At 25.7% G+C, this 13216-nt stretch carries 11 protein-coding genes and 1 tRNA gene; all 12 read left to right on the top strand.

Annotated elements, in window-relative coordinates; translation table 4 throughout:
* A complete protein-coding gene (locus JRW51_RS00335) occupies positions 1-918 on the top strand; it encodes a PstC family ABC transporter permease (RefSeq protein ID WP_250328701.1) in 918 nt (305 codons plus the stop codon).
* Between the two features lie 9 nt (positions 919-927).
* Positions 928-1983, top strand: coding sequence for a PstA family ABC transporter permease (locus JRW51_RS00330; protein WP_250328700.1), 1056 nt, complete (start codon positions 928-930; stop codon positions 1981-1983).
* Complete coding sequence (gene pstB / locus JRW51_RS00325) at positions 1984-2811, top strand: phosphate ABC transporter ATP-binding protein PstB (RefSeq protein ID WP_250328699.1); 828 nt, start codon at positions 1984-1986, stop codon at positions 2809-2811.
* Between the two features lie 18 nt (positions 2812-2829).
* Positions 2830-3483: a PhoU domain-containing protein gene (locus JRW51_RS00320; protein WP_250328698.1), complete on the top strand. Its 654-nt coding sequence runs from the start codon at positions 2830-2832 to the stop codon at positions 3481-3483.
* A 1-nt stretch (position 3484) separates the two neighbouring features.
* Positions 3485-4111, top strand: coding sequence for a ribonuclease HII (locus JRW51_RS00315; protein WP_250328697.1), 627 nt, complete (start codon positions 3485-3487; stop codon positions 4109-4111).
* 169 nt (positions 4112-4280) lie between these two features.
* The gene (gene mgtA / locus JRW51_RS00310; protein WP_250328696.1) at positions 4281-6965 is read left to right on the top strand and encodes a magnesium-translocating P-type ATPase; all 2685 of its coding nucleotides are present in this window, start codon (positions 4281-4283) and stop codon (positions 6963-6965) included.
* Between the two features lie 152 nt (positions 6966-7117).
* Positions 7118-7960, top strand: coding sequence for a DNA-processing protein DprA (locus tag JRW51_RS00305; RefSeq protein WP_250328695.1), 843 nt, complete (start codon positions 7118-7120; stop codon positions 7958-7960).
* Positions 7961-8023: 63 nt separating this feature from the next.
* The gene (gene topA / locus JRW51_RS00300; RefSeq protein WP_250328694.1) at positions 8024-9949 is read left to right on the top strand and encodes a type I DNA topoisomerase; all 1926 of its coding nucleotides are present in this window, start codon (positions 8024-8026) and stop codon (positions 9947-9949) included.
* A gap of 141 nt (positions 9950-10090) precedes the next feature.
* Positions 10091-10561, top strand: a complete 471-nt coding sequence (locus JRW51_RS00295) for a Spx/MgsR family RNA polymerase-binding regulatory protein (protein WP_250328693.1) — start codon at positions 10091-10093, stop codon at positions 10559-10561.
* A 15-nt stretch (positions 10562-10576) separates the two neighbouring features.
* Complete coding sequence (locus JRW51_RS00290; protein WP_250328692.1) at positions 10577-11398, top strand: hypothetical protein; 822 nt, start codon at positions 10577-10579, stop codon at positions 11396-11398.
* Positions 11399-11443: 45 nt separating this feature from the next.
* Positions 11444-11520, top strand: a tRNA-Arg gene (locus JRW51_RS00285).
* 212 nt (positions 11521-11732) lie between these two features.
* A complete protein-coding gene (tig, locus tag JRW51_RS00280) occupies positions 11733-13046 on the top strand; it encodes a trigger factor (RefSeq protein WP_250328691.1) in 1314 nt (437 codons plus the stop codon).
* Positions 13047-13216: the final 170 nt, after the last annotated feature.

The following is a 13216-nucleotide window of genomic DNA, read 5'->3' as shown; positions in this document are numbered from 1 at the left end:
ATGAAAACACCTCCATCAAAACTCACTCCATTAATTATTCCCTCAAGCTTTGATAGATATCACCAATATCTTAAAGTTATTAATCATATCTTTAAAACATTAGTTTGATTTTTTATTTTTTTGTCATTAGCTATCGTTATTGGGATAATAATTTTTATTTTTGTTTATGGGGTTAATGGCTTTGGTTCAATTTTTTCTTCAAATTGAGATCCTTCAACTAATCATTTTGGAATCTTGCCGTTTTTAATTGGAACGATTACAACAACTATTATTGCTGTTCTTGTTGCCTTACCGCTTTCGATTGGGTTTTCACTTTTTATTTATGATTATTGTTCAAAACCAATTAAGACGATTTTATTTTCAATTATCCAATTTTTATCAGGGATACCATCAATTGTTTTTGGTCTTTTAGGTTTAACAATTTTAGTTCCAATATTTAATCTTTCTTTGTTTACTGCAGGACTTGTTTTAGCGATTATGATAACTCCGATTATTTCAACTTTTATTATCATATCTTTAAGCGCAATTCCACAAGTTTATAAGGATTCAGCTTATGCTTTAGGAGCAAGTAAAATAGAAGTTAATTATAAAATTGTTTTTTTGATGATTAAACCAGGAATTTATTCAGGATTTTTAATGGGTATCGGAAGAGCCGTTGGAGAAACTATGGCTGTTAGTATGGTTATAGGTGGGGCGGTTGGTATGCCTAATTGGGATAAATTTTGATCGCAATTTTTAGGTGGTTCAGGTTCAACAATTACGAATAAAATTTTTAATGATATTTTAGAAGCACTTGGCCAACACAAAACCGTTTTATACACTTTTGCTTTTATTTTAATTTTAGTCGTTGGTATTTTAAATTTTTCTGTTATTTTTATTCAGAAAAAAAGTTTGAAATTCTCTCATCAACATCATTAATTTTCTAAAATGAAAAAAAACTTTCAAAAATTATTTTCATCTTTTAAAAACAACTTAAGATTTAAAGTATCTAGATCTTCAGTTAAAAACTTTTTCCAAGATAATTTTTTAACCAGAAGAGGATTGAAAAGCACATCATATTGACTATTCTTATTTATCCCTTTTTTAATTTTATCTTTAGTTATTTTAACGATTATTATTTATATTTTAGTCCAAGGTTTACCTTATATTAAGTGAAATTTTCTTTGGAAAGATTATAATCCTAGCGATCTTAAGCATTCTGGAGTCGCCCCTTTTGTTGTTTCAACTTTATTAATTATTGTATTTACAATTATTATTGCTTTCCCTGTATCTTTATTTGCTGCCATATATTTAAACTCCCCCCACAAATCAATTGTTAAAAAAATTTTAAATTTCTTAATGATGTTACTTAATTCAATTCCATCACTGGTTATTGGTTTGGTTGGGTTAAGTTTATTTGTTGAAACGCTTCGTTTAGGTTATGTTGGTTTTTCAATTATAGCAGGGGCATTTACGCTTTGTTTTGTTGTTTTACCAACAATGACATTTGGATTTCTTGAAAGTTTTAATACAGTTTCAAAAGATACAATTTATAATTGTTATGCTTTAGGTGCTACTTCTTCTCAGATTAATTTTAAAATGATTATTCCGTTAGCAAAAAACGGTATTATTTCAACTATCATTTTAACTGTTAACAGAATTATTGGAGAATCAGCTCCTTTGCTATTAACAATGGGAGGAGCATATTTTTTACCGCACAATATTTTTGATCAAGGAAGAACATTAACAGCGGCCGTCTATCTTTTGTTTCAAGAGTCAAGAGATCCGTATGCTGTTCATTTTGCTTACGCAATGATCATTATTATTCTTTTAATTATTATTGTATTAAATTTCACCGCTAAACAAATTATCAACAAAATGAATGTTAGTTCAGGGATAAAACCAAAACGCCATTGAATTAATAAAAGTTATCGATTTTTATTATCGAAAATTAAATTTAAAAATTCGAAAAATTGTAAAATAAAATCAACAGAAACTAAATAAATGACGAATATTAAGGAAATTGATAGTCAATCTAAGCAAACTTCAACTTATCAAGATGATGATTTTTTGAAAATTAAAGTTGATCGACTTAATGTAATTTTTGAAAATAAAAAATTAATTGATAACGTTAGTTTTAATGTTGAAAAAAATAAAATTCTTTCAATCATTGGTCCTTCTGGTTGCGGGAAATCAACCATTTTAAGGTCAATTAACCGAATGCATGAAATTAGCAAAAGTTTTAAAATTGAAGGTGATATTTTGTTTGATGGTAAATCTGTTTTTGATTATAATCCAATGAATTTACGTTATAAAATTGGTATGATTTTTCAAAAACCAACCACTTTTCCAATTTCTATTTTTGAAAACGTTGCTTTTGGTCCAAGAATCCACGGTATCAAAAATAGACAAGTGATAGAACAAATCGTTAAAGAAGCATTACAACAAGCAGCTTTATGAGATGAAGTTAAAGACAGTTTAAAAAAACCCGCTCATCAATTATCAGGTGGACAACAACAACGTTTATGTATAGCAAGGGCTTTAGCTTTAAAACCTGAAGTCATTTTAATGGACGAACCAACAAGTTCACTTGATCCAATCGCTACAAGTAAAATTGAAGAATTATGTTTGAAGTTGAAAAAAAATTATACAATCATTTTAGTTACCCACTCAATGAATCAAGCTAAAAAAATATCTGATAAAACAGTTTTTATTCTTGATGGTAAGTTAATTGAAGTTGACTATACAAAAAATTTATTTTCAAGACCAAAACATTGATTAACAGAGAAATATATTACTGGAAGATATGACAAATTAGTTGATAAGATATAATTATAAAAACCATTTATTATGACAAGAACAATCGATAGAGAAATTAAATTTATTAAAAAAGCTTTGATCAACTACATGACCGATGTTCTTAGTTATATTGAAAAATTAACAATTATTATCATCGACAATGATCATGAAAGAGCAGAAAAACACGTTGATGAATATGTTTTAATTTCAGATAAGTACGATACTATTATTTCTGATATTATTTGATTAATCACCAAAGAATCACCGATTGCTAAGGATTTAAGAAAAATGATTGCTTATATCAATATTTTTCGTGATTGTTATCGGATTTCAAATTTAATTTTAGATATCGGAAAAAGATTTATTAAATACTATTACAAGAGTTTTAATTACTTTAATGAATTTTTAGTCAAACTAATTAATAAATTAATTTTCCAAATTAAAGAAAGTATTGAGTTTATTAAAAAATATAACGAAGAAAGTTTATCAAGGATTATTCAAACTGAAAATTTAATTAACAATAATTGTAATTCATTATTAATAAATTTAAATAAAAAATTACAAGGCGCAAGTAAGGATGAAATTATTCAATTAACAACTGTTATGGGATGTTTAAAAAATCTTGAATGATGTGCTGATTTATGTATTCAATTTTTAAGAGAAAAAATATTTATTTATAAAAATCGTTATATAAATCTTTCTTAATGTGAATAATGATTCTAAATTATTAATTTTTGATCAAGAATTTAAAGAAAAATATCAAGTTAAATATTTAGTTGGGATAGATGAGGCAGGAAAAGGGGCTCTTGCTGGACCAATTTTTATAACTGGGGTTTGTTTTTTATCAGATTATTTTCACTCATTGGTTAATGATTCAAAACTTTTAACTAAACAACAACGTTCAAGATTAGAAGAAGAGATTTTAAAGCAAGATATTTTATACAAAACTGTTCAAGTTCAAAATAATAAAATTGATCAAATGGGTTTAAATCAAGCCATTAAAGAAGAAATAGCAGAATTATTTAATTATTTTCAAGCAAAAGTTGATAATATTTATTTTTTAGCAGATTTTTCACCAGTCTATAATCATTTTGACAATATCCCGATTTTTAATTTGAAAAAAGGTGATCAAAAAAGTTTTCATATTGCTGCAGCTAGTATTCTAGCCAAAGTTAGTCGAGATCGAATGATGACAGAAATTAGCAAAGATTTTCCAGAATATAATTTTTCGCAAAACAAAGGATACGGAACAAAATATCATATTGAGCAAATAAAAAAGAATGGTTATTGTTCGCATCATCGTAAATCATTTAAAATTAAAAAATTATCTTAAAACTTAGTTTTTTTTAAATTTCTTTTAAAATATAAACAGATATAAAAAAATTTAAACATTTTCTCCATTTTAAGAAAAATTGTTCTTTTTGATCGTAAAATGAGGTTATTAGTTTATCATGTTTAAAAAATTTACGAAAAGAAAATTAGTTAGTTTAAACTTTCAGGAAATGAGAAAATACTCATTATATGATTCTGAAAGCTGCTATGAATATTTAAATTCTTCTGAGTATGGTTTATCTGAAGATGCAGTTGAACAAAAACTTGAAACTTTTGGAAAAAATGAACTTAAATCAAATAAGTTTAGTTGATTAAAAAAAATTTTAAGTTGTATTTTTAATCCTTTTGTTATTGTTTTAGCCTGTATTTCAAGTTATAACTTTTATACATGAGCAGTTCAAGGTGCGGGTCTTTCATCATTAATTGGAGCGATTATAGTTGCATTAATGATTTTAATAAGTGTTTCAATTAATTTTTTCCAAGAATTAAAATCTCAAACAGCTGTTAATAAACTACGATCTTTAATAAATGTTACTGCTTCTGTATTTCGTTATGATCCAAACAAACCATTAAAAATAGATCTTGTTAACTATAACTTAGTCGCAAGAAATACGAAAGAAATTAAATTTTCAGATATTGTTCCTGGCGACATTGTTTATTTATCAGCTGGTGATATGATTCCAGGCGATTTAAGAATAATTGCATCAAAAGATTTATATGTCAGTCAATCAAGTTTAACAGGAGAATCTGAACCAGTTGAAAAACATTCATTTCCACTTCCTGATATTAATATTTCCACTAATACTAAATGAAAAATTAAAAGCAAAAAAATTAACCCCTTAGATTTACAAAACATTTGTTATATGGGGTCAACTGTAACAAGTGGATCAGCAATTGGAATTGTCATTGGAACCGGAAAAAGTACTTATTTAGGACAATTAGCAGTATCATTACAATCAAAAAATCCATTAACAAATTTTGATAAAACGATTCGTAAAATTTCATTAATGTTAGTTACATTTATGTTAATCGCGATGCCGTCTGTTTTATTAGTTTATGGTCTATTACATCCTCATACATGAAATAATGCTTTTTTATTTGCTATTTCAGTTGCAGTTGGAATCACACCTGAACTGTTACCTTTAATTGTAACCGCTAATATGTCCAGGGGGGCGGTTTTGTTATCAAAAAAACAAATTATTACCCAGAATTTAAGTTCTGTTCAAAACCTTGGAGCGATTGATGTTTTGTGTGTTGATAAAACAGGCACATTAACCCATGATAATATTAGTTTATTAAAATCAATTGATATTTTTGGTGCTAATAGCGACTTTACGTTAAAGCTTGGTTATTTAAATAGTTATTTTCAAACCGGAGTTAAAAGTACGATTGATCGTTCAATCATTGAATATGTTAACAGCCAAGGAGTTAATATTTTTGCATCAGATTACATTAAAATAGATGAAATTCCTTTTAGTTTTGCAAGAAGACGTTTAACTATTATTTTAAAACCAAAAAAAGAAAATGATCACCTTCTTTTAATGAAAGGTTCACTTGAAGAAGTTTTAGATCATTCAAAGTATTACCATAACGATGATAAAAAAAATCCAATTCCAATCGATAGTTCTATCCTTGATAAAATTCATAAAAAAGCTAAAAAACTGAATGAAGCAGGAATAAGAACATTGGCAGTTGCTTATAAAAAAATTGATACTGAAAACACCGTTTATCATGAGCGGGATGAAGAAGATTTAATTTTTGTTGGATTTTTACAATTCTTAGATAAACCAAAAAAATCAGCAATATCTGCAATTAAGAAAATTATTAACTATGGGGTTGCAGTTAAAGTTTTAACAGGGGACAGTCCTGAGATAACAAGAACAATTTGTAAGCATATCGACCTTGATACTGAAAAAATTATTGTTGGATCAGAAATCGAAAAAATGTCTGATATAGAAATAGGGGAAGCTTTGAAAATATGTAATTTATTTGCAAAACTTGAACCATTACAAAAATTACGGATTATACGGATTTTAAAAGAACAAAAACATGTCGTTGGTTTTTTAGGGGACGGGATAAATGACAGTCCATCATTAAAATTTGCAGATGTCGGTATTTCAGTTAATAATGCATCTGATATTGCAAAACAAAGTTCTGATATTATTTTGTTAAATAAAAATTTAAATGTTATTAAAGATGGGATCGTTGTTGGCAGAAAAACATTTGTTAATACAACCAAATATTTAAAAATCACGATGTTTTCGAATGTTGGAAATATTTTTTCAGTTTTAATCGCTTCAGTTTGATTACCATTTGTGCCAATGATTCCAATTCAAATTTTATTCCAAAATTTATTGTATGACTTTTCGCAAATTTTAATTCCTTGAGATAACGTTGATGATCAAGATATTCGAACGCAAACGCAATGAAAAAATAAAAATATTGTCTGATTTATTTTTTCAAATGCTATTTTAAGTAGTTTGTTTGATATTATTACCTTCGTTTTCCTTTGATATGTTTTAAAATATAATAATTTAGATTCTGGTAATGCATTCAGTACTGGTTGATTCTTGATCGGAGTTATTACTCAAGTGTTAATTATTCATTCTGTTAGAACGAAAAAAATTCCTTTTTTACAGTCAAGAGCATCAAAATATTTATTTTTATCAACAAGTATCGTTGTCATCGTTGCCCTTATTTTACCAAATATTGATTTCACAAGAACCGCTTTTTCAATGGTTCAACTCCCTGCTTTTTATTATGGATTTCTTATTGCTGTTGTCTTTGCTTATCTTGGTTGTTCGCAATTTTTAAAACTTGCTTATGTTAAAATTTTCAAAGAATGATTGATTTAATTCTTTTATTTTTGCCTATTATTATTTATAAATGAATGCATTTTTTGAATAGAACGCATAATTTGAATATAATTTTATAAGGAATGAACTAATTATTTATTTTATTTAAAGCACAATGTTTTAACTAACAAGAGATTACTTCAGAGTTTTATATGAAAATAGAAGAAAGCAAAACGGTTCAAAATTTTAGTTTACAAAATATTGATGACAGTTTCGACATTTCAAAAGAAGAAGAAAATTTAAGCAAAAAACGCCAAGAATTATTACTTTTGTCGATTGAACATAACGGCGATTATTTTTTAATTAAGAAAAATTTATTTTTAGGAAATATACCTAAAATGAATTTAAAATATGAACAAATTATCAAAATAATTGGAACGCGTTTTGTTACAATTTATGATAAAAATTATCCATTTTATTTAAAGCACATTGAGCAACCACCTTGAGTGTTATATTACTTAGGCGATATTAATATTTTTAATAATTTTTTTATTTTTTCTGTCATTGGAAAAAGAAATTATTCACCGATCGGATATATTAGGACCAATTTTATTGTTTCAAAATTAAAAAACACTTATAAAAAACCCGTTATTGTTTCAGGTTGTGCAAATGGAATTGATCGCTTTGCGCATGAATCAGCCATGAATTTAAATTTAAAAACAGTTGGAGTTTTGGGTTTTGGATTCAATTATTTATATCCTCGTCAAAATAAATATTTAATCAATAAAATTAAAAAAGAGCATTTATTATTAACAGAGTACCCATACTTTGTTGGAATCAAAAAACATCAATTTAAAGCAAGAAATAGAATTATCGCTGGTTTATCTAAATCAGTTTTCATCATTGAAGCAGGTCCGCAAAGCGGAACATTAAACACAGCTTTTCATGCCTTTAACAATGATCGTGATATTTTTTGTTTTTACGATCACAGCGATGAAAAATCAGGTTGTAATTATTTAATTGAACATGATTATGCTAAAGAAATTTTAATTTAATTTTATTTTATAATAGTAATTCAATATATATTTTTAAGATTATTTTTTTAAGTTGATATTAGCATGAAGTTATTAATTACAGAATCTCCAAGTAAAGCAGTTACGATTCAGAAATTTGTCGATAAAGCATTCAAAGATGATAAATTTGAAGTTATCAGTTCAAAAGGCCACATTTATCAACTTCAAAAAAAAGGAAAACTTAATCTTGGGATCGATTTAAATACTTTTGAACCGCAGTGAGAAATTGAACCAAAACATAAAAAAATTGTTACACAAATTGTTGCCCTTGCTCAAAAAGCTGATGTTATTTATTTTGCCACTGATGCTGATAGAGAGGGTGAAACGATTGCATATAATCTTCATAATGCTATATCTTCAAAGTTAAAGAATAAAAAAATTATTTTTTTTCGGATTGTTTTTAATGAAATAACTCCTGATGCAATCATTCATGCTATCAAAAATCCAACCGTTTTTTCACAACCAATGATTAATTCACAACTGACTAGAAGAATGTTAGATAGAATTATCGGTTTTAGATTAAGTAGATTGCTATCGGTTAAAATTAATTCACGATCAGCAGGTAGAGTCCAGTCAATCGTTTTAAAAATGATTGTTGAACGCTTTAAAGAAAACCAAAATTTTAATAAAGAAAAATTTTGAACTCTTTCTTTACTTTTAGAGCACGATTTTGAAGTATTTTTGATTGGAGATAAAAATAATAAATATAAAAATTTTACAAATAAAGAGATATTTTTAGAAACTAAAAAGCAACTAAACAATTCAGCTAATCTTTTTGATGTAAAAGTTACAAATAAGATTAAAAATCCGCCCAAACCTTTTATAACCGCAACCATTTTAAAAGCTGGAATTGCTAATTTTGGTTATTCTATTCAAAAAATTAATTTTATTTTACAATCGCTTTATGAAGGGGTTAAAATCGAAGAAAACAATGTCGGACTTATTTCTTATCCAAGAACTGACTCACAAAGAATAAATGAAGATTTTCAAATAAAGATTCTTAATAAAATCAAAAACGATTTTGGTCAAGATTATCTTAATAATGTTTCATTTACAGACACCAAAAAAGCTCTTAACATTCAAGATGCTCATGAAGCAATTAGAATTACAAACTTAGAATATTCTCCAAACACAATTAAACAATTTTTAACACCTGAACAATTTAATGTTTATCAATTAATTTATAACAATTGTTTAATGATGTACATGACTCAATCTAAATATAAAGTTTATGATTTTATATTTGAAAATAATAATTTTCTTTTTTCTAAAAAAATCGAAATGAATCAATTTTTAGGATTTGAAATAATCAGTAAAAAAACAAAAATTGAAGAACAAAAAACTTTAAATCAAAAATTAATAACTCATTTTGTTAAAGGAGAGAATTACCAAGTTCTTAATGTTAACTGAAAAGAAGAAGAAACCTCACCTCCACCGCTTTTAACAGAGTCTTCAATTATTGATAAATTAGAAAAATTAGGGATTGGAAGACCATCTACATATAATGATGCGATCTTTAAAACAAAGCAATCTAATTACATCGCAAAACAACAAGGTAAATTGATTCCATCTTATCGAGGTATTTTAACTGATGAAAATATTGAAAAATATTTTTCTCAATTTATTAACTATAAATTTAGTAGTAACCTTGAAGAAACATTAGATAAAATCAGTCAAGAAAAGCTTGATTATAAACAGTTTTTGGAAAAATTTTTTAAAGATTTTGAAGATCAAATCCAAGCATGTTTTAAAAAAATGGATTATATAAATTCTATTTCTTTAAATATTCCATGTCCTAGTTGTGATACAGGAAAACTAGTTATTAGAAATAGTAAATTTGGAGATTTTATCGCTTGTAGCAATTATCCTGAATGTAAATATACAGCCACAAACCGTAAATTATTATTTCCATTACCAATTGAAAAAGAGGACTTAACTCCTAAGAAGTTTTCTAAAAAAAGTTCAGACTAATATTTATAGTAAAACTCCATAAAATGAAATATTTTTATATAATATTGTAAACTTCAGTAAATATAAATAAACGGTTGGTTTTTATTTTTTTTATATTGTTAAGAATTAAAAATATTAATATTGAAATTATAAGGGTTTTATATGAAAAAAGTCGTGAACAAAATTAAAAAGATAACAAAATCAAATCCATCTACACAAAAACCTAAACAAGATTTGTGTAACAGCAATTTCATTAATAATTCAGTAACTAATGATTTTATTATCTATACATCTCCTAGTTGTAGTTCATGTAAAAAAGTTCAATCATGGTTTAAATCAAATTCGATTGGTTTTACTGAAAAAAACATTTTAAAACATAATTTTGAAACAGATGAGATCAAAGAAATTATTAAATATTCTCATTCAGGTTTTGAGGAAATAATTTCTAACCGAAGTAAAGAATTAAAAAATAACCGTCATAAAATTTATAATTCAAGGGTTGATCAAATTATTGAATTTATAAAAGAAAACCCAACAGTTCTAAAACGACCTATTATCATCCAACAATCAAAACATCGTATCCAAGTAGGGTTTAAAAAAGAACAGATAGAAATTTTTCTCCGTAAAGATTAACAATTCGTTATTTCGATGAATTTTGTTATTTTAGATAACCTTTCAAATCAAACTCATAAAGTGGGCGAAGAAATCGCTTTATTTTTAAAAAATCACGGTCATCAATCTTTATCTGTTACTGATATTTCAAATTTAAATAAATTAGATTTAGTAGTCACTATCGGTGGAGATGGTGTTCTTTTGTACGCATTTCAAAATCTTTTTAAATTTAATATTAAGAATTTAAAATTTTTGCCAATTCAAACCAGCTTGATTGGGCGTTTGTCAACATACAACGCTGATAAACTTGACCTTTTATTCAAAGATTTTAAAAATAATAATTTTTCTGAAATAAATGAACCAGTTTTAAAATTAACAATAAATGATGTTAATTATTACGCTATTAATGAAATTAAGATTTGCAATCTTGTTAAAACAAATGTCTTTGATGTTTTCATAAACGATATTCATTTATTCACTCATTTTGGTTCTGGACTAGTTCTTTCTTCTAATCTAGGATCGACAGGTTTTAATAAATCAATTTTAGGACCAATTATTTTTAACAACCCCCATCTTTACTTATTAACTGAACTTGCTCCAATTAACAACAAACGGCAAAGATCGTTACAATCTCCTATTATTTTAACAGAAAAAGATGTTGTTTCATTTAAATTTTCTTCGCAAAACGAAGAAAATTTAAAGATTGTCTGTGATGGTTTTGATCAAAATTATAAATTTAGTCCAACAGCTAAATCAAAAATTTCATTTTCTTTAGTTCCCAATAAATTAAAAATTTTAGCAAATAAAAATGATACTAAAGATCTGATTTATAAAAAATTAAAAGACATTTTTTTATAAAGCATCTTTTTATATCTTTTTCCTTAATTTATTTATAATATAAGCGCCCACGTAGCTCAATAGGATAGAGCAAATGCTTTCTAAGCATTCTGTTGTAGGTTCGAGTCCTATCGTGGGTGCCATTTTATTATTTTTTTATTGATTTAATTTAGCTTCAATTTTTGCCTAATATTAATTAAATATTACTTTTTTATTTTAAATAAATATGAATAAATCAATAAAAAAATAATCAAACATCCATAAAATAATATAAAATAATATAATGTAATAATTACATAATATTAATACAAATATAAAATAAATTAAGATAGTTTAACAGTTAAAATTACTATATATGAGATTCACAGAAAAAGAAAACATAACTACATTAACCGGTGAATATACGTTTTCATCGGAAGGAAGCGATTGACAACAATACATTAAAGACGCAAAGAAAAAACTTTCTAAGAATTTAAAAATTCCAGGGTTTAGATCAGAACATATACCTGACAGCGTTTTAAATAAAAAAATACCAGAAGCAAATATATTGCAAGAAGCAGCTTCAATCTTTGCTCATAAATCTTATTATCATGCACGTGAAAATTTAGTAAAATATAAAGTTAAACCTCATAATTTTAATAAAATTCAAACTAAATATGATGTTATTAGCAAAGATTCATGTCAAGTTAGTTTTCTATTCTCAATGAGTCCTGTTGTAAAATTAGGTGATTGAAAAAAAATAAAAGTTAAGTTCAATGATTACAAGGTAACAGATAAAGAAATTAATAGTAATATAGATAGTCTTCTTAAAAGAAATTCTATTTTTAAATTAGTTGAAGATAAACCAGCAAAAATTGGCGATATGGTTGTTATTTCTTATGCTGGGAAAATTAATGATAAATCATTCGCTGGCGGTTCTGGAAAAAATTATTCGCTTGAATTAGGTTCAAATCAATTTATTCAAGGTTTTGAAGATCAATTAGTTGGTTTAAAAGCCGGTGATATTAAAGATATTAAAGTAAGATTTCCTGATGATTATGATGCTAAAAATATAGCAGGGAAAGATGCTATATTTAAAGTTACCGTTCATGAAGTTAAAGCTAAAAGCACGCCAACATTAGATGATACATTTGTTAAAAATTTGAAAATTAACGGAGTAGAAACGGTTGATCATTTAAAAGAAAGTATTAAGAATGAGCTTCAATCAAAATACGAAAAAAAAAGTTCAGATGACTTTAATGAAAAAATTATTTCAGAGTTAATGAAAATTTCTGAAGTAAAAATACCAGAAATGATGCTTAACGAAGAGTATCAACAAATAGTTACTGTTTTTGATGAAAGTTTAAAAAAACATAATATTAATCGAAGCGATTACTTAAAAACATTAAATCAAAAAGAAGATCATTTATTAGCTCAATTTAAAAAAGATGCAGAAGCACGTCTTGTTTTAGGTTTTATTTTCAAGGATATTTCTAAAAAATATAATTTAACAACAACAGATCAAGAAATTGAAGATTTCTTTAAATTAGTTGCACAACAAAGTCAAAAGTCAATCGAAGAAGTTAAAAATCAAATAAAAAATATAGAAGACATTCGTTTTAGATTAACTAATGATAAAGTTTGGAAACTACTAGTTTCTGATATGGGAGAAAATTTTAAAAATAAATAGTTATTTTTTTAATAAATTAAATTGTTTAAAATATTTAAATAATTCTATTTTTTGTAGATTAATAAGAAAGTTACAAATAACTTAAAATTTTGTAATTTTATATAATATTTTTCTAAATAAAAATATAGATAAGATTTTGTTTTAATAATCATAAGAAATTAAAAAGTTTA

The sequence above is a fragment of the Mycoplasma sp. SG1 genome (assembly GCF_023612375.1).
Taxonomy (GTDB): domain Bacteria; phylum Bacillota_I; class Bacilli_A; order Mycoplasmatales; family SG1; genus SG1.
Note: the sequence above shows the minus strand (reverse complement) of the source record. Positions and strands in the feature narration are given on the sequence as shown.